23 protein-coding genes are annotated in these 24080 nt (G+C 72.9%); 14 read left to right on the forward strand and 9 right to left on the reverse strand.

Going from position 1 to position 24080, the window contains the following annotated elements; all coding sequences use genetic code 11:
- Nucleotides 1-194: 194 nt before the first annotated feature.
- Nucleotides 195-1496, forward strand: a complete 1302-nt coding sequence (locus AB0C15_RS12895) for an NAD(P)/FAD-dependent oxidoreductase (protein ID WP_357351372.1) — start codon at nt 195-197, stop codon at nt 1494-1496.
- Between the two features lie 47 nt (nt 1497-1543).
- Here the strand turns inward: AB0C15_RS12895 and AB0C15_RS12900 are convergent, their stop codons facing one another.
- From AB0C15_RS12900 to AB0C15_RS12910, 3 genes are all read right to left on the reverse strand, one after another.
- Nucleotides 1544-2638, reverse strand: a complete 1095-nt coding sequence (locus tag AB0C15_RS12900; RefSeq protein ID WP_357351373.1) for an AI-2E family transporter — start codon at nt 2636-2638, stop codon at nt 1544-1546.
- Between the two features lie 104 nt (nt 2639-2742).
- Nucleotides 2743-3528 (reverse strand): fused MFS/spermidine synthase, encoded by a 786-nt coding sequence (locus AB0C15_RS12905; protein ID WP_357351374.1) that lies wholly within the window; start codon nt 3526-3528, stop codon nt 2743-2745.
- A 102-nt stretch (nt 3529-3630) separates the two neighbouring features.
- Nucleotides 3631-4611, reverse strand: coding sequence for a DUF2267 domain-containing protein (locus AB0C15_RS12910; RefSeq protein WP_357351711.1), 981 nt, complete (start codon nt 4609-4611; stop codon nt 3631-3633).
- 200 nt (nt 4612-4811) lie between these two features.
- Between AB0C15_RS12910 and AB0C15_RS12915 the strand changes: the two genes are divergently transcribed.
- On the forward strand, nt 4812-5126 hold the full coding sequence (locus AB0C15_RS12915; protein WP_357351375.1) for a hypothetical protein: 315 nt from the start codon (nt 4812-4814) through the stop codon (nt 5124-5126).
- Nucleotides 5127-5199: 73 nt separating this feature from the next.
- On the opposite strand, the gene AB0C15_RS12920 is transcribed toward AB0C15_RS12915, so the two are convergent.
- The gene (locus AB0C15_RS12920) at nt 5200-5538 is read right to left on the reverse strand and encodes an STAS domain-containing protein (RefSeq protein ID WP_357351376.1); all 339 of its coding nucleotides are present in this window, start codon (nt 5536-5538) and stop codon (nt 5200-5202) included.
- A 213-nt stretch (nt 5539-5751) separates the two neighbouring features.
- Between AB0C15_RS12920 and AB0C15_RS12925 the strand changes: the two genes are divergently transcribed.
- From AB0C15_RS12925 to AB0C15_RS12945, 5 genes are all read left to right on the forward strand, one after another.
- Nucleotides 5752-7509, forward strand: coding sequence for a PP2C family protein-serine/threonine phosphatase (locus tag AB0C15_RS12925; RefSeq protein WP_357351377.1), 1758 nt, complete (start codon nt 5752-5754; stop codon nt 7507-7509).
- The gene (locus tag AB0C15_RS12930) at nt 7506-8543 is read left to right on the forward strand and encodes a cobalamin-dependent protein (RefSeq protein ID WP_357351378.1); all 1038 of its coding nucleotides are present in this window, start codon (nt 7506-7508) and stop codon (nt 8541-8543) included. Before AB0C15_RS12925 ends, AB0C15_RS12930 begins: the two co-directional genes overlap by 4 nt.
- A gap of 115 nt (nt 8544-8658) precedes the next feature.
- On the forward strand, nt 8659-9006 hold the full coding sequence (locus tag AB0C15_RS12935; RefSeq protein ID WP_357351379.1) for an STAS domain-containing protein: 348 nt from the start codon (nt 8659-8661) through the stop codon (nt 9004-9006).
- 83 nt (nt 9007-9089) lie between these two features.
- The gene (locus tag AB0C15_RS12940; RefSeq protein ID WP_357351380.1) at nt 9090-9536 is read left to right on the forward strand and encodes a response regulator; all 447 of its coding nucleotides are present in this window, start codon (nt 9090-9092) and stop codon (nt 9534-9536) included.
- 113 nt (nt 9537-9649) lie between these two features.
- Entirely contained in the window at nt 9650-10171 is a 522-nt protein-coding gene (locus AB0C15_RS12945; protein ID WP_357351381.1) for an ATPase, read from the forward strand.
- Nucleotides 10172-10181: 10 nt separating this feature from the next.
- Here AB0C15_RS12945 and AB0C15_RS12950 read toward each other — a convergent pair whose 3' ends face one another.
- The 3 genes from AB0C15_RS12950 to AB0C15_RS12960 form a co-directional block, all read right to left on the reverse strand.
- Entirely contained in the window at nt 10182-11030 is an 849-nt protein-coding gene (locus AB0C15_RS12950; protein ID WP_357351382.1) for a hypothetical protein, read from the reverse strand.
- A 792-nt stretch (nt 11031-11822) separates the two neighbouring features.
- Nucleotides 11823-12248 (reverse strand): OsmC family protein, encoded by a 426-nt coding sequence (locus tag AB0C15_RS12955; protein ID WP_124819422.1) that lies wholly within the window; start codon nt 12246-12248, stop codon nt 11823-11825.
- A gap of 282 nt (nt 12249-12530) precedes the next feature.
- The gene (locus tag AB0C15_RS12960) at nt 12531-13478 is read right to left on the reverse strand and encodes a serine/threonine-protein kinase (protein WP_357351383.1); all 948 of its coding nucleotides are present in this window, start codon (nt 13476-13478) and stop codon (nt 12531-12533) included.
- A 201-nt stretch (nt 13479-13679) separates the two neighbouring features.
- Here AB0C15_RS12960 and AB0C15_RS12965 point away from each other — a divergent pair, with 201 nt between their 5' ends.
- The 3 genes from AB0C15_RS12965 (at nt 13680) to AB0C15_RS12975 (ending at nt 16283) form a co-directional block, all read left to right on the forward strand.
- On the forward strand, nt 13680-13910 hold the full coding sequence (locus tag AB0C15_RS12965) for a hypothetical protein (protein WP_357351384.1): 231 nt from the start codon (nt 13680-13682) through the stop codon (nt 13908-13910).
- Between the two features lie 143 nt (nt 13911-14053).
- On the forward strand, nt 14054-14800 hold the full coding sequence (locus AB0C15_RS12970) for a response regulator transcription factor (protein ID WP_357351385.1): 747 nt from the start codon (nt 14054-14056) through the stop codon (nt 14798-14800).
- Nucleotides 14778-16283 (forward strand): HAMP domain-containing sensor histidine kinase, encoded by a 1506-nt coding sequence (locus AB0C15_RS12975; RefSeq protein ID WP_357351386.1) that lies wholly within the window; start codon nt 14778-14780, stop codon nt 16281-16283. The genes AB0C15_RS12970 and AB0C15_RS12975 overlap by 23 nt, the downstream gene beginning before the upstream one ends.
- A 129-nt stretch (nt 16284-16412) precedes the next feature.
- Here the strand turns inward: AB0C15_RS12975 and AB0C15_RS12980 are convergent, their stop codons facing one another.
- The gene (locus AB0C15_RS12980; RefSeq protein WP_357351713.1) at nt 16413-17261 is read right to left on the reverse strand and encodes an arginase family protein; all 849 of its coding nucleotides are present in this window, start codon (nt 17259-17261) and stop codon (nt 16413-16415) included.
- A gap of 200 nt (nt 17262-17461) precedes the next feature.
- On the opposite strand from AB0C15_RS12980, the gene AB0C15_RS12985 reads away from it, so the two are divergent.
- The 4 genes from AB0C15_RS12985 to AB0C15_RS13000 all read left to right on the forward strand — a co-directional run bounded on the left by AB0C15_RS12985 (nt 17462) and on the right by AB0C15_RS13000 (nt 22654).
- Nucleotides 17462-17611 carry a hypothetical protein gene (locus tag AB0C15_RS12985; protein ID WP_165947858.1) on the forward strand — a complete coding sequence of 50 codons (150 nt, stop codon included), beginning with the start codon at nt 17462-17464 and terminating at the stop codon, nt 17609-17611.
- Nucleotides 17612-17628: 17 nt separating this feature from the next.
- Nucleotides 17629-19059, forward strand: coding sequence for a class I SAM-dependent methyltransferase (locus AB0C15_RS12990; RefSeq protein WP_357351387.1), 1431 nt, complete (start codon nt 17629-17631; stop codon nt 19057-19059).
- Nucleotides 19060-19126: 67 nt separating this feature from the next.
- Nucleotides 19127-21130, forward strand: a complete 2004-nt coding sequence (locus tag AB0C15_RS12995) for a sulfatase-like hydrolase/transferase (protein ID WP_357351715.1) — start codon at nt 19127-19129, stop codon at nt 21128-21130.
- Nucleotides 21131-21370: 240 nt separating this feature from the next.
- A complete protein-coding gene (locus tag AB0C15_RS13000) occupies nt 21371-22654 on the forward strand; it encodes a citrate synthase (RefSeq protein ID WP_357351388.1) in 1284 nt (427 codons plus the stop codon).
- A 636-nt stretch (nt 22655-23290) separates the two neighbouring features.
- Here the strand turns inward: AB0C15_RS13000 and AB0C15_RS13005 are convergent.
- A complete protein-coding gene (locus AB0C15_RS13005; protein ID WP_357351389.1) occupies nt 23291-23935 on the reverse strand; it encodes a maleylpyruvate isomerase N-terminal domain-containing protein in 645 nt (214 codons plus the stop codon).
- Nucleotides 23936-24080 lie beyond the last annotated feature (145 nt).

The following is a 24080-nucleotide window of genomic DNA, read 5'->3' on the forward strand; positions in this document are numbered from 1 at the left end:
ACCCAAAGATCACCCCCGCAACGACCTGCACCCCCACCCACCACCCCCACACCGTCAAGACCCCCCGACCAGCCAACTCAGGATGGAACTACCCCCCTGATGTTGCGCGGATCTTGGCGCTTCCACCCGTCGGCCCTGATCCGCGGTTGGCGCTTCGGACGTTTGTCCGGGGCTTCGACGGGAAACGGCCCGCAATGACGAAACCTCGTGTGGTGATCGTGGGGGCCGGGTTCGCCGGTTACCACGCGGCGAAGACGTTGAGCCGGATCGCCCGGGACCGGGCCGAGATCGTGGTGCTGAACTCCACCGACTACTTCCTCTACCTGCCGCTGCTGCCCGAGGTGGCGGCCGGGGTGGTCGAGCCGAGGCGGATCGCGGTGCCGCTGACCGGGACGCTCAAGGGCGTACGGGTGGTGATCGGTGAGGCGGACCACGTCGACCTGCAAAACCGCTGGGTCGGCTTCACCCAGGCGGAGGGGGAGAAGAACCGGCTGGCGTACGACCGGCTGGTGCTCGCCGTGGGCAGCGTCAACAAGCTGCTGCCCATTCCGGGGGTGACCGAGTACGCGCACGGCTTCCGCGGTCTGCCCGAGGCGGTCTACCTGCACGACCACATCATCCGGCAGATCGAGCTTGCCGAGCAGGCCGAGGACCCGGCGGAGCAGCAGGCCCGGTCCACGTTCGTGGTGGTCGGGGCGGGCTACACCGGCACCGAGGTCGCCGCGCACGGGCAGTTGTTCACCGACGCGCTGCATGCCCAGCGGCCCCGGCTCACCGTGCGGCCCCGGTGGATGCTGCTCGACGTGGCGTCCCGGGTGCTGCCCGAGCTGGACAAGCGGATGTCGGACACCTCGCACAAGGTGCTCAACCGGCGCGGCGTGGACGTGCGGATGGGCACCTCGGTGGTCGAGGCGACCTGCGACGGGGTGAAGCTCACCGACGGTGAGTACGTGCCGACCTGCACGCTGGTGTGGTGTGTGGGGGTGCGCCCCGACCCGTTCGTCAACGAGCTGGGCCTGCGCACCGACCGGGGTCGGCTGGTGGTCGACGAGTTCCTCAACGTCCCCGGTTACCCGGAGGTGTTCGCCATCGGCGACGCCGCAGCGGTGCCCGACCTGGTAAACCCGGGCAAGGTGTGCGGCATGACGGCCCAGCACGCGCAGCGGCAGGGCAAGCGGGTGGCGCACAACATCGCCGCGTCCTACGGGTTCGGCAAGCGCAAGCCGTACAAGCACCACGACCTGGGCTGGGTCGTCGACCTGGGTGGCAAGGACGCGGCGGCGAACCCGTTGCAGGTCAACCTGGGCGGGTTGCCGGCCAAGGCGGTCACCCGGGCGTACCACCTGATGGCGATGCCGGGCAACCGCACACGGGTCAGCGCCGACTGGGCGTTGGACGCCGCGTTGACCCGGTCCGCGGTCCAGTTGGGGCTGGTGCCGGCCAACGCGGTGCCGTTGGAGAGCACCTCACCCGAGGTCGCGACCCGGTCCCGCTGAGCGGGCCCGGCCAGGTAGGTCGTCGCGGAGCGGGCCGGCCGCGACGGTCAGCCGGTGTGGTCGCCGGGTCGCCCGGACCGCGCGGCGGGGCCGGCCGGCGGTGCGGGCCGGACCCGGCGCGGGCCGTACTCCCGCAGCAGGGTCTGGATGATGCCTGCGGCGGGGATGGCCAGCAGTGCGCCGAGCAGGCCGGCCAACTCCGCCGCGAGCAACACGCTGACCAGCACGGTCAGCGGGTTCAGCCGGACCGCGCGGGCCAGGATGACCGGTTGGAGCAGGTGGTTCTCCACCTGTTGGTAGACCACGAAGAACACTAGGACCACCACCCCGGCGGTGGGGGAGTGCAGGAAGCCGGCGCCGGCCGCGATCACCGCGCCCAGGGTCGCCCCGACCAGCGGTATCAGGTCGGCGACCGCCACCAGCAGGGCGATCACGGCGGCGAACGGCACGCCGGTCAGGGTCAGCACCACGAAGGTCAACGCCCCGCAGATCACGCTGATCAGCAAGTTTCCGGTGAGGTAGCCGGTGACGGTGCGCGACACCTCCCGGCCCACCCGGCCCAGCCGCTCGCCCTGACCGTTCCCGGCCGCCGCGAGCAGGCCGCGGGTGATCCGCGGCGCCTCCAACACCATGAGGTACGCGAGCACGATGACCGTGACCAGCCCGGCGACCGACTCGACGACACCGCGCAGCACACCGAACGCGGGTTGGCGCAGTCGACCGCCGACGTCGCGTAGCTGCTCGGAGTGCTCGCTGACGTAGCGTCGCGCCCCCGTGCGTTCAAGCGCCTGCCCCACCGGGCCCTGTCCGGCGCGGGCCTCCCGCACCAGATCGGGCGCCCGGTCGGCGAAGCGGCCCAACTCACCGACCAACGGCACCAGGATCAGCGCGGCCAGGATCGCCAGCAGCACGAACGCGGCGAGGAACACCAGCAACGTGGCAAGCGCCCGCCGCCGGACGAAGCGGCGTTGCAGACGGTCGACGAGGGGTTTGAGGGCGACGGCGAAGAACGCGGCGACCACCGCCCAGACGAGCACCCGCCGGGTCGCGTAGACGAAGCCGAGGGCGAGTACGGTCGCCAGCACCAGACCGATCACGATCAGGGTCCGGCGGGCGGTCGCCCGATCGTCGGCGTTGCTCATTCGCCGCGACTTCCCCGCACTTGCCGTCAGAAACCCGGCATCGGGGACAGCGGTGGAAGGTCCGCGCAGTGGTGACGTGGACGAGCGACCGGGCCCGGATGTGTTCAGCGCTCGTCGGCGTCGGTGACGGGGCGGGCGCCGGCGACGAACGTGTCCAGAGCGGCGGCGTGCAGCAGCCCGCCGGGCACCGGGTCGCGCAGGGCGGCCACCGCCAGCCGGGCCACCGGCAGCCCGCCCGGGCGGGACGTCGCCGCCAGCACCACGTTGCCGTACCTGCGGCCCCGGAGCATCCTGCGGTCGCCGAGCACGCACACGTCGGCGAAGGCCGCCCGCAGGGTGGCCACCTGCACCCGGGTGGCGACAAGTGGCGGCAGGTCGGTGACGTTGACGAGGTACGACCCGTCGGGGCGCAGGGTGCGGGCCACCTCCGCGGCGAACTCGAGGGTGCGGACGTGCCGGGGCATCTGGGCCGCGCGGTAGATGTCGGCGATCATCACGTCGTAGCTGTCGTCCGGGGTGGCGGTCAGGGCGTCCCGGGCGTCGGCGACCTCCACCCGCACCTCCGGCGGCAGCGGCGGCAACTCCCGGGACACCAGCTCGACCACCGCCGCGTCCCGCTCGACGACCCGTTGCGCGGAACCGGGCCGGGTGGCCGCCAGCCAGCGGGGCAGTGTCAACGCGCCGCCACCCAGGTGCAGGACGCCGAGCGGGGCGCCGGCCGGCGCCGCCAGTTCCACCGCCGAGGCGATCCGCCGCACGTACTCGAAGTGCAGGTGACGCGGATCCTCGACATCCACGTACGACTGCTCGACCCCGGCGGACAGCAGTGTCCGCCCGGTCCGGCGGGCCGGGTCGGCGACCAGTTCGAGCCGGTCGGCGGCGCGGTTCATACCCGGCACGGTAGCCGAGCCGGCAGGGCATCCGGCACGGCGGACGGGCCGGCGGAGCGGGGTCGTCCCCCTCCGCCGGCCCGCCGGTGTCGCGGTGGCCGGTCAGCCGCCAGCCATCCCGGCCCCCACCTCGTCGATCGCGTCGTCGATCTGCCGGGCGAGGTCCACGTCGAGTGCGGTCACCCCGTTGGCCTGGTTGGTGCGCACGGTCAGCACCGCGGCGGTGTCGCCGGGGCGTCCGATGCTCGGGCCGCGGCCGTTGTCCTGGCGCAGCCGGTCGAGCCGGGCGAGCACCCGGTCCAGGTTGTCGGGCGGCAGCGCGACCACCCGGTAGAGGCCCTGGCTGTCGCCGGCCCAGTAGGGCAGGTCGTCGAGCGCCGCTCTGATCTCGTCGGCGTCCAGGGTGGGTGTGGTGGTGGAGGCGCCCACGAGACCCCCGCCGGCCTCCGGCGGGTTCAGCAGGTCACGCAGTCCGTCGGGTACGTGCAACGACTCGACCAGGTCGCCGTCCTGCGCGGCGAGCGCGGCGATCGTCGCCTCCGCCTGGTAGCGGGCCTGCTCCGGGGTGTTGCCGCTGATCCGGCCCACCTCGGCCAGGAAGCCGGGCAGTTCCCGGTGCCGCTCGACGCCGTCCACCGGCAGCACGTCGTGCAGCGATGCCGGCACGGCGGCGAGCAGCCGCTGCCGCTCGGCGGCCTCCAGGGCGAACGCGAGGACCAGCACTGTCGCCTCGGTGCCCACCTTGGCCGTCTTGAAGTCGACCCCGGCGCGACGCCGGACCTCGTCGACCAGATCGTGGTAGCCCATGCCGCGTACTCCGGCAGCCGCACCGCTCGGCGGGGACGGCTGCGGCCGCGGATTGTCGGCGCTGCCGACCGGCGGCGGTGCCGGCCCGCCGCGCGTGGTGTCGGGTTTGTGCGGTCCGGCCGCTGGCGGGCCGGCACGCTTACCCGCGTCGAGGCTGGTGAGCTGCTTGGACGCGCTCAGGCTGGCGCCGATCTCGCTGGGCTGGCGACTCTGTTCGCGGGCCTGCCGGGCCAACGCCCGACGCCGCTGGTTGTCGCCCTCCATCTGCTTACGCATGGTGGCACCCCTTCCGCTGGGGATCGTGGCTGCGCCAGTCGCCTTCCCGCCGTCGGAGAGAAGGAAACGGGGCACGTTGGCCGGGTCGGAGCAGCCGTCGCCACGCTTCATCCGGCCGGGGTGAGGGGTGCTCACCCGCACGGCCCGCACGATCGGGTCAGGACCGGAGTTCTTCCGAGGTACGCGGAAGGAAGGTCGTCATGAAGGAAGTTGTCGAGATCGTCCCCGCCCGACCCGGGTGGTACGCCCGGTGGCAGCTCACACCGGAGGTCACCAGGTGTTACCCGGTGAGTCTCTGGGCGCTGCTGGAGGAGGCCGACGGGACCGGCCGCGAGGTGATCGGGATGGACTGCATCGGTCAGTGGCCCGGCGCGGACGACAACGAGGCGGGTGGGCAGTTCGTCCGCTACCTGTACCGGACGCCGGATTCGGGCGAGCCCGAGGACGTCGACCCGACCCCGGTCGGTGACGTGCGTGCGGACGGGCCCCGGCTCCAGCCGATGACGGCACCCTAGACATTCCTCCGGCCCCCGACCCCAGGTCCCAGGGTCGGGGGCCACCCCGTCTGCTCGTGGGGTGGCCCGCGGATCAGCCGGTGGCGCGCGCGTCGTCGTCGGAGTGTGCGACGGCGAGCAACTCACTGAGGCCGGTGCGGTCCAGCATCCGCTGCAACTGTGGGCTCACCCCGGTCAGTCGGATCGCCCCGGCGGCGCGGTGCACCACAAGCAACGCGCTCAGCCCGGAGGAGTCGCAGAGGGTCACCCCGGTCAGGTCGACGAGCACCGGAGTGTCTCCGTCGCCACGCAGCTCGGCCGCCGCGGCGATCAACTCGGGGGCGCTGTCGTAGTCGAGCTCGCCGGTCAGCCGGAGTCGGACGTGCCCGGCGGCGAGCCGGGTCGTCTCGATGGTCAACAGCTGGTCGGGCACCCCACCATTTTCCTTACCGGGCGTCGAAACGCAAAGCGGGAGCGGCGAAGCGCACCCACGGTTCCCGCCCGGCGCCCCCACCCGTCGCGCCTCTCGCCACCTGCCGTGAGATGCCGCTGTTCGGGTTCGGGCGTAGGGTGGGCTGGAGAGTTTTGACCGTGGACGCCGGTTCCGGCACGGGTTCGGTGAACGAGAAGGAGTGAGGCTCAGCTGGTGACTGCTTCCGACGTCAGGGACTGGGACCCGGGCGACGGACGGCTCTCCACGCCGAGCACGACACGACCCTCGGCGTGGTCCGCCGACGTTCGCCGCCCTTCCGCCGCCCTTCCGCCGCTGACCCCCGACAGTGGTCGGACCGCGCCCGACTGGTTCGAGGTCGTCGAGCACTTCCGTGAGGGCCTGGTGGTCTGCGACGCCGATGGTGTCGTGCGGCACGTCAGCCCGGTGGCCGAGCGGTTGCTGCCCGAGGTGACTCCCGGCGAGCTGCTCAGCGCGGCCGGCGTGCCCGGTCTGAGCGACGGCGCCGCCGGTGGCTTCACCCATCGCGGGCGACGGCTCACCGCGCGCCAGGTGCCGCTCTCGGGTGCCCGCTGCTGCTGGTACGTCGAGGACATCACCGACAGCGTCAGCCGCGCCGACGCGCTGCTCGCCGAACGGGCCCGCTCGGCGTTCCTGGCCGTGGTCGGCGACAAGCTCGGCAACCCTCTGCACCCTGACCGGGCCGCCGCCGCGGTCGTTCGACTCGCCGTGCCGGCCCTGGCCGAGGTGGCGGTGCTGGTGCTGGCCCCGCGTGGTGGGCGGGCCCGCTGGTGGCGGGCTTCGCGCACCGACGACGACGCGGCAACCGTGGACAGCGGCGTGCTGGCCGGCGGCGAGCTGCCGGCCGCCATCGCCGACGGGTTGACCGGGATCGAGCCGCACGCGGTGGACTGGCTGGTCGAGCAGGCGGTCGACGCCGGCTGGCTGCCGGGGTTCGCCGGCACCGAGAGCGCTGCCCGGGTCGTCCCGTTGCCGGGCCGGGACGCGCCGGTGGGCGTGCTGCTGGTGGCCCGTCGGGCGTCCCGTTGGTACGACGAGGACGACGTGCAGTTGCTGCGCGCCTTCGCGGCCCGCGCCGGCGCGGCGTTGACCACCGCGCTGCTCTACCGCGACCAGGCGGAGGTGGCCGACACCCTCCAGGCCAGCCTGCTGCCGGTCGAGCCGGTCGAGGCCGTCGGTGTGCAGTGGGGCACCGCGTACCGGCCCGCGCAGGCGGGGATGCGCATCGGCGGTGACTTCTACGGCTCGCACCGGCTCGTCGACGGTGGCTCGGTGTTCTTCCTCGGGGACGTGTCCGGCAAGGGCGTCGAAGCCGCCGTCTTCACCGGTCAGCTCCGCCAGTGCCTCCAGGCGCTGCACCGGTTGGAGTCGCACCCCGCGCGGTTGCTGCGGCTGCTCAACGACGCGCTGCTGGAAACCACCCAGGCGAACGGCCAGGGCCGCTTCGCCACGATCGTGCTCGGCGTGGCCCGCCCGGAGCGCGACGGTGGCCTGACCCTCACCATGGCCGGCGGCGGGCACCTGCCACCGCTGGTGCTGCGCGCCAACGGTGCGGTGGAGGCGGTGCCGTTGCGCGGCATGCTGATCGGGGTGGTCCCCGACCCCCGGGTCGGAGAGGTGACCGTGCGGCTGGCACCGGGCGAGACCTGCCTGCTCTACAGCGACGGGGTGACCGAGGCCCGGGGTGGCCGGCGCGGCGACGAACAGTTCGGCCCGGATCGACTGGTCAGCGCGTTGGCCGGCTGCCAGCGGATGCCCGCGCCGGCCCTGGCCGAACGGGTCGAGCAGGTCACCTGCGACTGGCTGGGCCAGGGCGACCACGACGACATCGCCGTGCTCGCGGTGCGAGCGGCCGGTCTGGGCGGGCGCGGCACACGGCACCTGCACTCGGTGCCCGCCGAATTCGACCCGGCAGCGGGAGCTGACGCGTGACCGCCGCCACAGCCCCCACCGGCCTCGGCGAGGCCCACACCGTCTACCTGGACCACCTCGCCGACGCCGACGAGTACGCGGCCACCGACCTGGCGATCGGCCTGCTCGACGCGGGCGTCCCGGCGGAACGGGTGCTGCTCGACCTGGTCGCGCCGGCCCAGGCCGAGGTGGGCGAGCGGTGGGCGCGCAACGAGTGGAGCGTGGCCCAGGAGCACGCCGCCACCCACATCAGCGAGCAGGTGGTGGCGGCGGTGTCCGCGCACGCCAGACCTGACCCGACCAACGGGCGGGTCGTGGTCGCCTGCATGGACGGGGAGTGGCACGCGCTGCCGCCCCGGCTGGTGGCCGAGGTGCTGCGGTTACGCGGGTGGCAGGTGACCTTTCTGGGCGCCAGCGTGCCCGCCGCGCACCTGGTGTCGTACCTGCACCGCTACGACGCGGACGCGGTCGCGCTGGCGTGTGCGCTGCCGATGCGCCTGCCGTACGCCCATCAGATGATCGAAGCCTGCCGGCGCTCGGACGTGCCGGTGGTGGTCGGTGGGCGCGGGTTCGGCGCGGACGGCCGGTGGGCGCGCCGGCTCGGGGTGGCCTGGGCGCCGGACGCGCCCTCGGCGGCCGAGTTGATCGCCGACGAGCGGGCGTTGCGGAGGGTACCGCCGGGGCAACTGGCCCACCTGGCCGACGACGAGTACGCAAGCCTGGTGCGCCGCCGCAGCGAGCTGATCGACGGTGCGCTCGCCGAGCTGCGGGAGCGGGTGCCGGCGGCTCGGGCCTACACGGCCGCGCAACTGGACGCGACCGTCAGCGACCTGGGCCACATCGTGGATTTCCTGGCCGCAGCGGTCTACGTCGACGACGCGTCGATGTTCACCGAGTTCGTACAGTGGCTGGTGGAGATCCTGGGAAGTCGTGGGGTGCCCGTCGGGGCGATCGCCCTTCCTCTGGAGCACTTTGGCGCCGTGTTGCGGGACTTTCCCCGGGCGGCGCGGGCGCTGGCGCTCGGGCGCGCCGCGCTGCCCGGGGTCGCCCGCTGACCGCTCCCTCGGTGGCAGCCGGGGTCGATCACCGCGCGGCGGTGGACGGCCCAGCTCTGCGTATACTTGCCGGACTGCAAACGTCCCACCCTCGGGTGGAGCGAGGGGGAGAACGGTGTCGTTCAGCGTCGACTACGTCGGGCGCGGCGGCGGTGGCGCGTGCCTGCGACTCGCGGGCGAGCTGGACCTGAGCACCGCCCCCGAGCTGAGCAGCGCGATCGAACGGCTCACCGCCGCCGGTGAGACCAGGGTGCTGCTCGACCTCACCGACCTCACGTTCTGCGACTCCACCGGGATGGCCGTGTTCGTCCGGGGCGACAACCAGACGGCGGCCGACGGGGGGTGGCTCCGGCTCACCGGCGCCACCGGCAGTGTCGAACGGGTGCTGCGGGTCACCGGCCTGGCCGACGTGTTGCGCTACGACGCCGAGTCGGTCGACCCCGCCACCCCGGCCGCTCCCTGATGGGCTAGATTTCCCCGCCAGCTTTTCCCCGCCAGTGCGGTGACCGTCAGGGTCCCGTCCCGCCGACCCCGAGGCAGGTAGTGATGGGCGCAGACAGCACGCAGCCGGTACGCATCCTGGTGGTCGACGACGACCCCGGTGACGTGCTGATGATCGAGGAGGCGCTGGCGGACTCCGACGTCGAGAAGGTCATCGACGTGGTCAGCGACGGCCAGGAGGCGATGGAGTTTCTCCGCGCCGAGGGCCGGCATGAGAACGCCCGCCGTCCGGACGTGATCCTGCTGGACCTGAACATGCCACGGATGGACGGTCGGCAGGTGCTCGGGGCCGTCAAGCAGGACGAGGACCTGCGCACCATCCCGATCGTCGTGCTGACCACCTCCAACGCCGACACCGACATCGTCGGCAGCTACACGTTGCAGGCCAACGCGTACGTCACCAAGCCGATCGACCTGGACGACTTCAACGACGTGGTCCGCCGCATCGACGAGTTCTTCGGGCGGGTCGTGGTGCTGCCCAAGCGCACCTGACGCCGGCGCGCCTGCGCGCATGCTGAGTATTTTCCCCGAACCCCCTCGGCGCGAACGGTCGCGGCCGAGGATCCAGGTGGGGACGTAACAGCGGCTGCCTGGGGGGCGACAGGATGAGATTCTCCGTCGTTGAGATCGGCTACGACCAGCGGCAGGTGGACCACTGCCTGGACGAGCTGGGCATCCGGTTGTCCCGGCTCGCCGCGCGGGCCGAGAGCGCGGCCGGGGCGGGTCGGGAGTGGGACGAGATCCGCCAGGAGGCGATCGGGCTCAGCGGGCTGCTGCAACGGCTGGACCTGGGCGACTCCAGCCTGAACCGGCACGCCGGTGACCCGGGGAGGCACGAGGCCGCTGAACTCCTGGCCCAGGCCCGCGTCCAGCTCGACGAGGCCCGCGAGGAGGCACGGCGGGTACGGGAGCAGGCGTACGCGGACGCCGTGCAGGCCCGACGGGACTGTGAGGCGGCGCTCGACGCCCGTCGACGGCGCGAGGCGCGGGTGGACGAGATCCTCGATCAGGTCTCGGTCGACCAGGTGCCCGCCGACACTCCCACCGCTGCTGCCGGCGTACCCGGGATTCGGGCCGGAGTCGGCGGCCTGGACGCGGGCGCGGAGCCGCCACCCGGACGTCGCTGAGACGCCCGGCTCAGGCGGTGAGCGCCGCCGCGACGGTGGTCGCCCGGTCCTCGTGCTGGGCGTACGCGTCGGGGTAGGCGGAGATCTGCACCGACTGGGCGGCGTAGGTGATGCTCATGTCCTGCCAGCCGGGCACCTCGTTGAGGGCCGTGTAGAAGGCCCGCGCGGCATACGACGGGCGCATCAGCTGCGCCACCGTGCCCCAGCCGCTGCTGGGCCGCTGCTGGAACAACCCGACCGAGTCGTGGTCGGAGCCGCTGCCCTGGTTCGGGTACTCCGCCGACTCCGGCAGGACATCGCTGGCCAGGTTGTAGAGGTTGCTCTCCTGCATCGCGGTCGCCAGCGCCACCACCAGAGCGCGGCGCGGCATCTTCATCTCCAGGCCGACGTCCACGATGATCTTCGCGTTGTCCATCTGTGCCTGGTCGAGGCCGGCGACCGGTCGGGGGCGGCGCGGCTTGACCGGCTTCTTGGGCGCCTTGCGCGCGACCGTGGGGCTCGGCGTGGGTTTGGCGGTCGGGCTGGGCAGGATGCGCGCGGGGGCGACGTCCCGGTCCAGCGACCGGGAGGCGCGCTCGTCGGCGATGGCGGCGCGGTCGGCCACCGCCTCGGCGAGCGGTTCGACGGTACGGGGAGTGTCGTCGGTGCCTCGCGCGGTGGCGACCGCCACGAGGCTGAGGCAGCAGGTGACACCGGTGGCCAGCGCCACCCGCACGGGGGTCGAGCCCAGCAGGGTACGTCGGGACGGCTCGGGAGCGCGGTGGCGGCCGATCGTCCGTTCGGTTGATGCGGCGTCGCCCGAAAGGGTGGTCGGGCGCGCGTCGGTCAGCTTCTGGGCAGAGGGGTCGTCGGGATGCACCTGACGAGGCTAAAGAGCAAAATGCCCGATGCCATCGGTCCGTACAGTGGCCTGCGCCACAATCTGCCCCGATTATGTCGACTGTAGGGGGCAAAAGCTGAGCTAAGCTCATCAACCTCGTGGATGGTGCCAGACGGTTATTCCCGATTCGACGGGTGAAAGCGCTCGCGCCGCAACCTCGTCGGCCCCGCTTGAAGCCGACACGAGCGCTCCACCGTTCGACCGATGCCCCACCCGCCAAACGGCCCACTACGCGCCCGGCCCGACCGTCCCGCAGGTGCCCGGCCCGATCGTCCTGCCGGTGCCTGGCCCGACCGTCCCGCAGGTGTGCGGCTCGACCGTCCCGCTAGGTGGTGCGGAGGAGTGTCAGTGCGGGAATTGCCCCGTCAAGATCGTGCCCAACCCCTGCGGCCGCGACGACCAGCAGTGCCGTTGCAGCCCCCACGTCAGGCAGGGGTCTGTCCGCTGACCGTTGATGCCGCCGCGTCGACACCGCCCCGTCGATCATGGAGTTGTGGTGGGTCACAAAACACCCGCTAAGGCGCTAAAGCAGGCACCACAACTCCATGATCGACGCGCCAGGGCTGCCCCTGTCCCGCGATCTTGCACTTTCTGTCGCGACACAAGGGGCGTATCACCTCATGTCGACAACCGAAACTGCAAGATCGACGAGGCCCTGCAAGGGCGGCGAGGCCCTGCAAGGGCGGCGAGGCTCTGCAAGGGCGGCGAGGCTCTGCAAGGGCGGCGAGGCTCGGCTCGGGCGGGGGCTGGGTGTCGCGCTGACGTGTGGGGTCAGTGTCGGCCGTTTTCGGCTGGGGTTACGGTGAGCCGGTGTCGGCTGGCGTCGCTGCTGGAGAAGGGCCAGAGCCGGTCGGCGTACTCGACCAGATCGGCCAGTTGGTCTCGACTGAGCCCGGCTGAGGAGATCTCCGCGTGCACGTCGGCCCGGTACCGGCCGTCGTTGTCCCTGCCCAGCTTCGCCTCCGCCCGGACCTGCACGGTGTGCGCCTCGTCGGTGATCTCCCCGGCCACCTCCACGGCCGCGTGGTGCAGGCAGGACGCGAAGGCCGCGGCCAGCAACTGTTCCGGCGTCAGCCCGGTGCAGTGCGGCGCCAGCGGTGAGGCCAGCGCGGTGGAAAGCCCGCCATCGTCGGTGCGTACGTGACCACCCTCGGCGGTCGCTGTGGCCTCACGCAGCCAGGAACTCTGATCCGGCATCGCGTTTCTCCCGTCGCTCACCAGGCCGGCTACCCCTCCGCCGCCCTCCGAAACGCCGCCCCCGCCCGCGAGAAGCCGCGCGGGCCCGTGAGATGCCGCCGGCCCGCGAGAAGCGGCGCGGGCCCGTGAGATGCCGCCCCGGGGCCGTTAGAAGCCGCGCGGGCTCGCGAAGGGGTCGCGTCCGGACGCCGCCCCTGGCCGTGAACCGCCGCCCCGGCCCGAAGGGTCGCGCCGAGAACGCCGCCCCGGCCCTGCGAAGCGCCCGAAGGCGTGGTGGGGTGGTCAGCGTCCGGGGGAGAGGTTCGGTTCGTTCGCCAGTGCCACTGCCTCGGTGGCCTCCGCGGCTGCCCGTTCGGTCCATGCTGACGTCGGGGCCGGGCGTCGGGTGGTCGGGAGCGTCATCGGCACGTACACCCGGGCGTCGACGGCCTCGGCCAGCAGCAGCGCGGCGACCAGGCTGGTCGGACGCTGCTCGGGGTCGTCGGCGAGGCAGGAGTGGCACAGCTCGGCGACCTCCGGCGGGAGGCCGGCGATGTCGGGCAGCGGCTCCGGTGGTTGACGGCGGCGTACGTGCAGCAGTTCGGCGGCGGTGGCCGCGCGGTAGGGCAGGCGGGCGGTGAGGCTGTAGTAGAGCAGCACCCCGAGGGCGTACATGTCGGCGGCGGGGGTCGCGGGTGCCTCGTCCAACTGTTCGGGTGCCAGGTAGGCCGGGGTGCCGAGCACCATCCCGGTCGGCATCGGGTCGGGTGCCCCGGCGGCGATGGCGATGCCGAAGTCGAGCACCTTCACTCCGGCCGGGGTGAGGATGACGTTCGCGGGTTTGACGTCGCGGTGCACGATGCCCTCGGCGTGGGCGGCGGCGAGCGCGGCGGCGACCTCGGCGCAGACCCGTACCGCGATCTGCCAGTCCAGTGGCCCGGCGCGCAGGTGCACGGCGAGGGTGTCGCCCTCGGCCAACTCCATGACGATGTAGGGCACCGGTCGCCCGGGCCACGTCGAGGAGGTGCCGAAGTCGTGCACGCTCGCCACGTTGGGGTGTTCCAGGCGGGCCGCCGACCGGGCTTCCGCGCGGATGCGGTCCACCGGACCGTCGCGGTCCTCGCTGCCGGGCGAGATGAGCTTCACCGCGACCGGCCGGTCCAGCACCTGGTCGTACGCGCGCCACACCTCGGACATCCCGCCCACACCGATGCGCTGTTCGAGCCGGTACCGCCCGTCCAGCGTCCGCATCGACCACTCCTCGTTCTCGCCCCGCCGACGGCCGGGTACTGAGATCGCGGTACCCGTCCTCCGAACTGGGCAAACCGTCGCCTGCTGCGTGGGCGTGCCGACCCCGCGCACCTCGCTGCGTCAGGGCCCCGGGTGCGGTAGCTTGCGAGCCAGAGCCGGCGTCACCGATTGTGCCGGGATGGTCACCGAGGGGGAGCGGCGATGAGTGAGGTCACCGTACGCTTCGTCGGCGGGCCCGCGGACGGCCTGGTCCGGCTGCTGCCGGCGGGGTCGGACGGCGCCCCACCCGAGCGGTGGATCATGCGGCACCCGGATGGCACCGGCCCGGTGCAGCCCGGCCCCGACCACCTCTACGAACGCGACCGGCCGGACGAGGCGGGCGGCTGGAGCATGCGGTTCGTGCGCACGGACGCGTACGGGGTGTCCGAGTGACCACGGGGCGGGGCTGACCGATGGTGCCGCCGACGTCGCGCCGGCCCGACGACGCGGCCGGCACGTCGCGTCGGCCCGCCCGCACAGCTGGCCCACAGCTTCCGCAGGGGCGTGGTACAGGTGTCGCGGCCACGATGGGGCCCATGGTCATGAGCGGGCAGGTGGCACCGAGCCGGATCGAGCTGCGTCGCCCCGACGGCGAACCCGTCCGGGTGCTGGTGGTCGACGACGAACCGACGCTCACCGACCTGCTGTCGATGGCGCTGCGCTACGAGGGCTGGCAGGTCCGTACCGCCGGCAACGGCGCGACGGCGTTGAGCGCCGCCCGGCAGTTCCAGCCGGATGCCGTGGTGCTCGACGTGATGCTGCCTGACCTGGACGGTTTCCAGGTGCTGCGCCGGCTGCGTGAGCACGCCCCGACCGTGCCGGTGCTCTTCCTGACCGCCCGGGACGCGGTCGAGGAACGCATCGCCGGGTTGACCGTCGGTGGCGACGACTACGTCACCAAACCGTTCAGCCTGGAGGAGGTGATCGCCCGGTTGCGGGCACTGTTGCGCCGTTCCGGGCTGGCGATCGCCGCGCAGGAGGAGGCGGTGCTGATCGTCGGGGACCTCAGCCTCGACGAGGACAGCCACGAGGTCCGCCGGGCCGGTCAGCTCGTCACCCTCACCGCTACCGAGTTCGAGTTGTTGCGGTACCTGATGCGCAACCCGCGCCGGGTGCTCAGCAAGGCGCAGATCCTCGACCGGGTGTGGAACTACGACTTCGGTGGCCAGGCCAACGTGGTGGAGCTGTACATCTCGTACCTGCGCAAGAAGATCGACGCCGGGCGGACGCCGATGATCCACACCTTGCGCGGCGCGGGCTATGTCCTCAAACCCGCCGACTAGGCGTCACCCCCTGCGGGCCGCGCGCGGCTGGCTGGCCGGGCGCTCCCTGCGTACCCGACTGGTGTTTGCCCTGGTCGTGCTGCTCGCGTTGGTGAGCGTCGCGATCGGGGGCCTGACCACTGTGGCGCTGCGGCACTTCCTGATCGACCGACTGGACGCCCAGTTGGCCCCCGCGACGGCCATGCAGGGCGACCGTCCGGGACGTCCGGCCTTCCCCGGCAACGGACCGGCAATCCCGCCCGGGTTGCCCTCCGGCGTGGTGGTCGCCGAGGTCACCGACGGTCGTGTGACGCGCGCCCGGACCCTGACCAGGAGCGTCTCCAGCGCCGACCCGTTCCCCGACGAGCAGTCGGTGGCGGTGGGGGAGGTCGCCGCGCTGGCGGACCTGCCCGTCGACGCCAGGCCGCGCACCGTCGGCCTCGGTGATCGCGGTGACTTCCGGGCGGTGGCCCGGCAGTACTGGGACGGCCGGGTACGCGTCGTCGCCATCCCCCTCTCCGGCGTGCAGGAGACCATCTGGGCGCTTGTCGCCGCGCAGGCCGGCGTGGCCGCGCTCGGGCTGTTGCTCGCGGGTGTGGCGGGAGCGTGGACGGTGCGGGCGACCCTGCGACCGCTCAACCGGGTGGCCGCCACCGCCACCCGCGTCACCGAGCTGCCCCTGGACCGTGGGGAGGTGGCGCTCGCCGTTCGGGTCCCGGCCGCCGACACCGACCCGCGTACCGAGGTCGGTCAGGTCGGCGCGGCGTTGAACCGCATGCTGGGCCACGTCGCCGACGCGCTGTCCGCCCGGCAGGCAAGCGAGACCCGGGTACGCCAGTTCGTCGCCGACGCCAGCCACGAGTTGCGGACGCCTCTGGCGGCGATCCGCGGCTACGCCGAGGTGGCCCGGCGTGGCCGTGACGAGGTGCCCGCCGACGTCGCGCACGCGCTGCGCCGGGTGGAGTCGGAGAGCACCCGGATGACAAGCCTCGTCGACGACCTGCTGCTGCTGGCCCGCCTCGACACCGGCCGTCCGCTCGCGGTCGAACCGGTCGACCTGACCGCCCTGCTCGTGGACGCGGTCAGTGACGCGCACGTCGCCGGCCCCGACCACCGCTGGCGGCTCGAACTGCCCGACGTGGCGATCCGGGTGCCCGGTGACGCCGCCCGGCTGCACCAGGTGGTGGCGAACCTGCTCACCAACGCCCGGGTGCACACCCCGCCGGGCAGCACGGTCACCACCATGCTGGCCGTGGACGAGGCCAACGCCGTGCTCAGCGTCGTGGACGACGGGCCCGGGGTGCCGGCGCAGCTGCAACCGGAGGTGTTCGAACGGTTCGCCCGGGGCGACAGCTCCCGGTCCCGGGCGCACGGCAGCACCGGGCTCGGCCTGGCGATCGTCGCGGCGGTGGTGGAGGCCCACCACGGCACGGTCGGGGTGCAGAGCCGTCCGGGTCGGACCACGTTCACCGTCCGGCTGCCGAATCCCACACCTGACGCGTAGTCGCCGCACGGGGTTGCGCCAGCCCTTGCCGCCCAGCCCTCATCGATCTTGCACTTTCTGCCCCGACAAGACTGTGCAAAAGGCGCGTTATGACCACCGAAAGTGCAAGATCGACGGGGTGGGGGTGGGTCAGCCGCCGAGCACCTCGGTGAGGACCTCGGCGACGCGGCGGGTGTGCCGCCCGTCGGGGTCCTCGTCGGGGTTCAGGTCGGTCACGCTCATCCCGAGCAGCCGCTCGGCGCGGGCCAGCGGCGTGACGAGCGCGATCAGGTCCGCCCAGCGCGGCCCGTCCGGCTCCGGGTAGGTCACCGCGGGCAGGTCGCGCGGGTCCACCACGTCCAGGTCGAGGTGCAGCCAGGCCGGCCCGTCGCCGTCGGCGGCCAGGCCCGCGCCGACCGTCGCCGCCCCCCGACGCCGCAGCTCGGCGGCGTCGACCTGGTGGATCGCCGGGTCGATCCGGGCCGCCTCGACCCGGCTGCTCTCGTCGGTGGCCGGGCGGTGCCCGATCAGGTGGACGCGGTTCGGCGCGATCAACGCACCCTCGGTGCCGACGGCGGCGGTGGGGCCGTGCCCGGTGACCACCGAGAGGTCCATGTCGGCGGCCTCGCCGGTCGGCGAGGTCGTGCCGTCGAGGAAGTCCGGGTGGGCGTCGACGAACCACAGGTCGGTGGCCGCGGGCAGGGCCCGGCAGATGCCGGGCAGGATCGCGCAGTCCCCGCCGAGCACCAGCGGCCGGTGGCCGTCCGCGAGGAGCGCGCCGATGCGGGCGGCGATGGCGCCGCCGGCCCGGACCAGGCCCGCCGCGCCGATCACCCCGCTCACCGGGTCACGGGTCGGGTCGCGCAACCGCGCCTCGTCGATCTGCCCGTCGTCGTCGGCGGCCAGGGCCTCGCGCAGGCCGACGCGGCGCAGCGCGGCCGGGGCCCGCTCCTCGCCGCGCCCGGCGCCGGAGGAGTCCAGCGGCGCGTCCACGATCATCCAGCGCACGTCCGCAGCGTAACGGCGCGGCCGGCCGTCCCGGCCGCATTCTGTGCCGAGGCTGGGAGTACGCCGATGTGCCCGCGACGGCGACGAGGACCGGCGTACGGTGAGGGACAAGTCCGGCTTTCTGGGTCAAAAGCCTCATCGGTGTACGCCTGGGACCCCGGTGTCGAGACGGCGAGGGCAAGGAGCGATCGGTGGAACATCTGGCCTACCTGGACGCGGGATCCGGCAGCCTGATCGTGCAGGCGGTCGTCGGCGGGGTGGCTGGCGCCGCGGTCGCCGCGAAGCTCTACTGGCGACGGCTCGTCGACAGGTTCCGCCGGCAACCCACCGACCAGCGCTGAGCAGGCCAGCACCGACGATGGCGATCTCACCCACCGAGGTACGGCCCGAGCCCGCCTCCTTCCGCGACCCGGCCAACCGGGTCTTCCACGTCGGCGACGAGGTGCTGCGCGGGCTGGACACCCAGGCCGCCGCGCACTGGCGGGCGCTGACCGGCAGCACGTTCTTCCCGGCGCTCGTGACCGCGCGCAAGGTCTGCGCCACCGAGGACGCCCCGCCGACACTGGTGCCCGCCGCGACCAGCGCGCCGTGGGCCGCCGTGCTGCGCCACGAGCGCATCCCGTTCGTCTCCCACCCGTACGAGTGGTCGTTCGGCATGCTGCGCGACGCCGCCCTGCTGCACCTGGAGATCCTGACCGCCGCGCTCGGCGAGGGGTTCACCACCAAGGACGGCTCGGCCTACAACCTCCAGTGGCGCGGCGCGGAACCGGTCTTCATCGACATCGGCTCCTTCGAGCCGGTCCGCGACGGCGAACCCTGGGCCGGCTACCGGCAGTTCTGCCAGACCGTGCTCTACCCGCTGATGCTCACCGCCCACCTGGGCGTGGACTTCCAACCGTGGCTGCGCGCCCGGGTCGACGGCATCGAGGCCGACGAGCTTCGGCCACTGTTCAACGGGGCCCGCCGGTTACGCCCCGGCGTGCTGACCCACCTGCACCTGCACGGGGCCATGCAGCAGCGCAACGCCGCCGCCAGCACCAGCGAGGTCCGCGACCAACTGCGGGCCGCCGGCTTCTCCCGGGAGCTGCTGCTCGCCACCGTACGCGGCATCGAGAAGCTGGTCCGCAAGCTGGACCGCCGCCCGCCCGAGAGCCACTGGTCGGACTACCAGCGCACCTGCGGCTACTCGGCCCGCGACCGGGTGGCCAAGGAGCAGTTCGTGGCCGTCGCGGTGGCCGCCGGCGGCCGACCCCGCCTGGTGCTCGACCTCGGCGCCAACGACGGCCGGTACTCCCGGTTGGCGGCCGGGCACGCCGACTATGTGGTCGCCGTCGAACAGGACCCCACTGTCGTCGACGAGCTGTACCGACAACTGCGCGCCGAGGGGCAGCGCCGCATCCTGCCGCTGGTCCTGGACCTGGCCGACCCGTCGCCCGGTGGCGGCTGGCGGGGCGTCGAGCGGGCCGGCTTCGCCGAGCGGGCGTCCGCGGACGTGGTGCTCGCCCTGGCCGTGGTGCACCACCTGGCGATCGGGCGCAACGTGCCGCTGCCGGAGGTCGTCGACTGGCTGGTCGGGCTGACCGCGCCGGGCGGCGCGGTGGTGGTGGAGTTCGTCCACCCGCAGGACCCGATGGCGACCCGACTGCTGGCCAACAAGCCCGCCGGTCTCTTCCCGGACTACCGACGTGACACCTTCGAGGCGCTGCTTGCCGCCCGGGGGCGGATCACCGACCGGCTGGAGCTGCCCTCGGGCACCCGCACGCTCTACCGAACGGTGATCGGTGGCTGAACCGGCCGCCGCCGACCAGCCCGGCCCGGCCTCGGCCGGCTCGGCTGGTCCGGCCGGCTCGCCCGGCTTGACGTCACGGCGGGAGGAACGGGCCTGGCGCGGGGAACTGGGTCGGGTGCTGGAGATCGCCGGGCTCGTCGGTCTGGTGGTCACCCAACCGCTGCTGGACGTGCTCGGGCGCAGCCCCGACTTCTTCCTCTTCCACCGCGCCGACCCGGCCCAGATCCTGCTGCTCGTCGCGCTGGTGACGGTGCTCCCCACGGCCGTGGTGGCGCTGCTCGGCGCGCTCAGCCGCCTGGCCGGCCGGACCGCCCGCGCCCGCATCCACACCGGTCTGGTCGGGCTGCTGGTCGCCGCCCTGGCCGTGCAGGTGGGCCGGCACGTGACGCCGCTTCGGGGCGTACCCCTGCTGCTGGTGGCCCTGCTGGCCGGGGCCGCTGGCGCGGTCGCACACCGGCGCTGGCGGGCGCCGCGTCTGGTGTTGCGACTGGCCGCCGCCGGCCCGGTGGCCTTCGTGGCGCTGTTCCTGCTGGTCTCACCCACCTCGGCGGTGGTCCTGCCGCGCGGTGACGGCGGCGCGGCCGGCACCGCGCAGGGTGCGGCCGTGCACCCACCGGTGGTCATGTTGATCCTCGACGAACTGCCGCTGGTCAGCCTGCTCGGCCCGGACGCGACGATCGACGCCGGGCGGTACCCGCACTTCGCCGAGCTGGCCGCCGGCTCCACCTGGTACCGCAACTCCACCGGGGTCAGCGGGTGGACGCCGAACGCGCTGCCGGCGATGCTCACCGGCCGCTACCCGGCGCGGTCGGTCGCCCCGCACTACTCGCAGTACCCGGACAACATCTTCACCGCCTTCGGCGGCCTGTACGACATCAGGGCCGAGGAGAGCATCACCCGGCTGTGCCCACCGAGCCGCTGCGAGCAGCCGGTCACCCCGGAGCAGGGGCTCGGCGTGCTGGCCCGGGAGACCGGCAAGCTGCTCGGCCGGATCGCCGGGCCGACCGAGAGCGCCGTCGACCCGGAGGACTCCTACCGCGAGCAGACCCGCGCCGAGGCCGGCCTGGACGCCGCCGAACCCGTGCCGGCCGACCCGAAGTTCCGCTGGGACAGCCTGGACGACAACCAACCGGCCCGGTTCACCAGCTTCCTGGCCGGGCTGAAGCCGACGTCCCGACCCACCCTGCACTTCCTGCACCTGCTGATGCCGCACTCACCGTGGGCGTACCTGCCGTCCGGGGCGCGCTACGACGCCCCCGAGGACCTGCCCAACGACGGTGCCGGCTGGGTCGACCTGGCCCGACAGCGGCACCTCGCCCAGCTCGGCTACACCGACCGGCTGATCGGCGAGACGCTGCGCACACTGCGCGCCAACGGCCTCTACGACCAGGCGCTCGTCGTGGTGACCGCCGACCACGGGGTCAGCTTCCGCCCCGGCGCGCAGGGCCGGGGCATGGACGCCATCAAGGCCGCCGCCGGCGAGGTCGCCTGGGTGCCGACGTTCGTCAAGGAACCCCGGCAACAGACCGGCCGGGTGGACGACCGCAACTGGGAACACGTCGACCTGCTGCCCACCGTCGCCGACGAGGCCGGCGTCCGGCTGCCGTGGCCTGTCGACGGGCGCTCCGCCCGGCAGGCCCCCCGCACCGACGGCACGAAGCACTTCTACGACCGACCCGGCGAACCGGTCACCTTCCCCGGCGGGGTGCCCGCCCCGCCACCCCTGCCCACACCGCACCCCCTGGTCGGCACCGAGGTGCGCGCCGGCCCGGCCGGCGGCAGCGCCCGCGTCGCCGACCTGGCCGCGTTCACCGCCACCGACCCGGACACCGGCACCCTCCCGGCGCTCGTCTGGGGAGACGTCCCGGACCGGATCCCGGACGGCACCCTGCTCGCGGTCGCCGTCAACGGCCGCGTCGGCGCCGTCGTCCCGGTGGTGCCGGCCGACCCCGGCGGACGCCGGTTCGCCGCGCTGCTCGCCGACGACAAGCTGTTCCGCGCCGGCACCAACAGGCTCGACGTCTTCCAGGTCGCGACGGACGGTACGCTGCGACGCCTCGCTCTGTCCTGACGTGGCCTCGCGTTCGGTCCGGCCCGGCTGCCGGTCCGGTCCGGCCTGGTTTCCGGTTCGGTCCGGCCCGGTTTTCGGGGCTGGTCCCGGCTGGCGGGATGGTGGGTTTCCCGGCCGTCCGGTCGGGAAGGGTGACGCATACCTCACCGCCGAACCACGGCGGGCGTTGTCCCCCGAGCCGCAATTACGGTAGAAGCGAAGGCAATTCAACGTAGATCTGCCGGCGAAGCGAGGAACCACATGACGGAAGTCAAGCTCGATCACCCCGGTGGGCAGCTTTCGATGCCGGTACATCCTGCGGTCGAGGGCCCCGCCGGTATCGGGGTGAGCAAGCTGCTGAAGGAAACCGGGATGACGACGTACGACCCCGGTTTCGTCAACACCGCCGCTGCCTCATCCGCGATCACCTACATCGACGGCGACGCGGGCATCCTGCGTTACCGGGGGTACCCGATCGAGCAGTTGGCCGAGAAGTCCTCCTTCCTGGAGGTCTCCTACCTGCTCATCTACGGTGAGCTGCCGACCGAGCAGCAGCTGACCGAGTTCACCGAGTGGATCCGGCGGCACTCGCTGCTGCACGAGGAGATGCGGCGCTTCTTCGACGGCTTCCCCCGGGACGCCCACCCGATGGCGGTGCTCTCGTCCGCAGTGAGCGCCCTGTCCACCTTCTACCAGGACAGCCTGGACCCGTTCGACTCCGAGCACGTGGAGATCTCCACGGTCCGGCTGATGGCGAAGGTCCCCACCATCGCCTCGTACGCGTACAAGAAGTCCATCGGTCAGCCGCTGCTGTACCCGGACAACTCCCTGGGGTACGTGGACAACCTGCTGCGGATGACGTTCGGCGTGCCGGCGGAGCCGTACGAGGTCGACCCGGTGATGTCGAAGGTGCTGGACATGCTCTTCGTCCTGCACGCCGACCACGAGCAGAACTGCTCCACGTCGACCGTGCGCCTGGTCGGCTCCAGCAACGCCAACCTGTTCGCCTCGGTCTCGGCCGGCGTGAACGCGCTGTTCGGCCCGCTGCACGGTGGCGCGAACCAGGCGGTGCTGGAGATGCTCCAGCAGATCCACGCCGGCGACGACGACGTCCGGTCCTTCGTCCGCAAGGTCAAGGACAAGCAGGACGGCGTCAAGCTGATGGGCTTCGGCCACCGGGTCTACAAGAACTACGACCCGCGGGCGGCGATCGTCAAGAAGGCCGCGCAGGACGTGCTGGGCCGGATGGCCAAGCCCGACCCGCTGCTGGACATCGCCATGGAGCTGGAGGAGATCGCGCTCGCCGACGACTTCTTCGTCTCCCGTCGGCTCTACCCGAACGTGGACTTCTACACCGGCCTGATCTACAAGGCCATGGGTTTCCCGACCAAGATGTTCACGGTGCTCTTCGCGCTCGGCCGGCTCCCCGGCTGGATCGCCCAGTGGCGCGAGATGATCAACGACCCGGAGACCAAGATCGGCCGTCCGCGGCAGGTCTACGTCGGCGCCGCCGAGCGGGACTACGTCCCCTTCAACGAGCGCTGACCTCCGCTTTTCGGTTTACCAGCTGGCCGTCGACCCCGAAAGGGGTGGGCGGCCAGCCGCTTTGCGGCGTGATCGCCCGGCGGTCCGGCGCCCGGTGGTCCGGTGGTCCGGCGTCCGGTGGTCCGGCGGTCCGGGGCCCGGTGGTCTGGTGGTCTGCTGGGTCGGCGGTCCGGCGGTCCGGCGGTCCGGCGGCCCGGCGGTCCGGCGGCCGCATGATCGACCTCGGGTTTCTGAAGGTCGGGGTGTTGGCCGTGTGGCGATACCGCGCCTTCCAGGAACCCGAGTGGATCATGCCCGCCGCGTCGCGCCCCGTACCCGCCGCGTCGCGCCCCGTACCCGCCGCGTCGCGCGCTCCGTACCCGCCGCCCCGCGCCCGCGGCTCGGCGGCCTGGGGCCCCCGGCCCGCCAGCTCGCATGATCGACTCGGGCTTCTGAAGGTCGGGGTGTTGGCGGTGCGGCGATACCGCGCCTTGCAGGAACCCGAGTGGATCATGCCCGCCGCCTCGCGCCTCGCGCCTCGCGCCTCGCGCCTCGCGCCTCGCGCCTCGCGCCTCGCGCCTCGCGCCTCGCGCCTCGCGGCTCGCGGCTCGCGGCTCGCGGCTCGCGCCGCTCCGGTGGGGTGAACGGTGTGGGCGGTCAGAAGGCGGAGATGTTCCGGGATCGCTCGCTGCGGCTCAGTGCGCTGATCAGCGCGGACTGGCCGTTGCGACGTACGGCCAGGCGGACCAGCAGGTCGCGTACGGGGTCGAAGACGTCTGCGGGGAACTCCGGCGTGGGTGCACCGATGCTCACCGCGAGGTCGTCGGAGTGGACCACGACCTCCAGCTGACGGGTCAGCAGGAACTCGCTGCGGGCAAGAGCCCAGCCCTGCCACGGGATCGGCACGACTTCATGTGCGGCCCGTCGCGACAGCAGATCGACCACTTCGTCCAGCGCCTTGGCGCAACGGGTCACCAGGTCGGCCGGCCCGCGTACGGCGTCGGCCTCGTCGGGGCCTTCGGCGACCGACTTGTCGTCCGGGGTGCCCTCGCTGACCCAGGCGGCCCGCGCGTAGTGGCTGTCGGCCGACTCCAACACCGGCAGGTCGGTCGGCATCGCCAGCAGTTCCGCGGCGCGTACCGCCTGGCGGCCCAGGTGGCACGCCAGGCCACCCACTGACAGGTGCGGCAGCGCGCTCGGGCTCGACCACTGCTCGGCCACCTCCGGACGCCGGATCAGGTCCAGCGCGATGGAGGCGGCGGTCGGAAAGGTGGCGTCCAGGGCGTCGACAGGGCGAGACATCCGCACACTCTGGCAGGCCCGACCGACCCGCGCCGAGCGGCGAGGCGCCGTGCGACGGCGAGACCGACCTCGGATCCGGGTCGGCGCCGGGCGGTGCAGAACGGGTGCAACCCGGCAAGGTCGAGCGGGCTTCCCGGGCCGGTTC

The sequence above is a fragment of the Micromonospora sp. NPDC048835 genome, from assembly GCF_040649995.1.
Classification (GTDB): domain Bacteria; phylum Actinomycetota; class Actinomycetes; order Mycobacteriales; family Micromonosporaceae; genus Micromonospora.

What these genes read in the sequence shown, in the direction of transcription:
- AB0C15_RS12980 (WP_357351713.1), bottom strand. Translation starts at nt 17,261, where the DNA reads ATGATCGTGGACGCGCCGCTGGACTCCTCCGGCGCCGGGCGCGGCGAG.
- AB0C15_RS12895 (WP_357351372.1), top strand. Translation starts at nt 195, where the DNA reads ATGACGAAACCTCGTGTGGTGATCGTGGGGGCCGGGTTCGCCGGTTAC.
- AB0C15_RS12915 (WP_357351375.1), top strand. Translation starts at nt 4,812, where the DNA reads ATGAAGGAAGTTGTCGAGATCGTCCCCGCCCGACCCGGGTGGTACGCC.
- AB0C15_RS12975 (WP_357351386.1), top strand. Translation starts at nt 14,778, where the DNA reads ATGTCCTCAAACCCGCCGACTAGGCGTCACCCCCTGCGGGCCGCGCGC.
- AB0C15_RS12955 (WP_124819422.1), bottom strand. Translation starts at nt 12,248, where the DNA reads ATGCCGGATCAGAGTTCCTGGCTGCGTGAGGCCACAGCGACCGCCGAG.
- AB0C15_RS12940 (WP_357351380.1), top strand. Translation starts at nt 9,090, where the DNA reads ATGGGCGCAGACAGCACGCAGCCGGTACGCATCCTGGTGGTCGACGAC.
- AB0C15_RS12900 (WP_357351373.1), bottom strand. Translation starts at nt 2,638, where the DNA reads ATGAGCAACGCCGACGATCGGGCGACCGCCCGCCGGACCCTGATCGTG.
- AB0C15_RS12960 (WP_357351383.1), bottom strand. Translation starts at nt 13,478, where the DNA reads ATGCGGACGCTGGACGGGCGGTACCGGCTCGAACAGCGCATCGGTGTG.
- AB0C15_RS12905 (WP_357351374.1), bottom strand. Translation starts at nt 3,528, where the DNA reads ATGAACCGCGCCGCCGACCGGCTCGAACTGGTCGCCGACCCGGCCCGC.
- AB0C15_RS12945 (WP_357351381.1), top strand. Translation starts at nt 9,650, where the DNA reads ATGAGATTCTCCGTCGTTGAGATCGGCTACGACCAGCGGCAGGTGGAC.
- AB0C15_RS12965 (WP_357351384.1), top strand. Translation starts at nt 13,680, where the DNA reads ATGAGTGAGGTCACCGTACGCTTCGTCGGCGGGCCCGCGGACGGCCTG.
- AB0C15_RS12990 (WP_357351387.1), top strand. Translation starts at nt 17,629, where the DNA reads ATGGCGATCTCACCCACCGAGGTACGGCCCGAGCCCGCCTCCTTCCGC.
- AB0C15_RS12970 (WP_357351385.1), top strand. Translation starts at nt 14,054, where the DNA reads ATGGTCATGAGCGGGCAGGTGGCACCGAGCCGGATCGAGCTGCGTCGC.
- AB0C15_RS12910 (WP_357351711.1), bottom strand. Translation starts at nt 4,611, where the DNA reads ATGCGTAAGCAGATGGAGGGCGACAACCAGCGGCGTCGGGCGTTGGCC.
- AB0C15_RS13000 (WP_357351388.1), top strand. Translation starts at nt 21,371, where the DNA reads ATGACGGAAGTCAAGCTCGATCACCCCGGTGGGCAGCTTTCGATGCCG.
- AB0C15_RS13005 (WP_357351389.1), bottom strand. Translation starts at nt 23,935, where the DNA reads ATGTCTCGCCCTGTCGACGCCCTGGACGCCACCTTTCCGACCGCCGCC.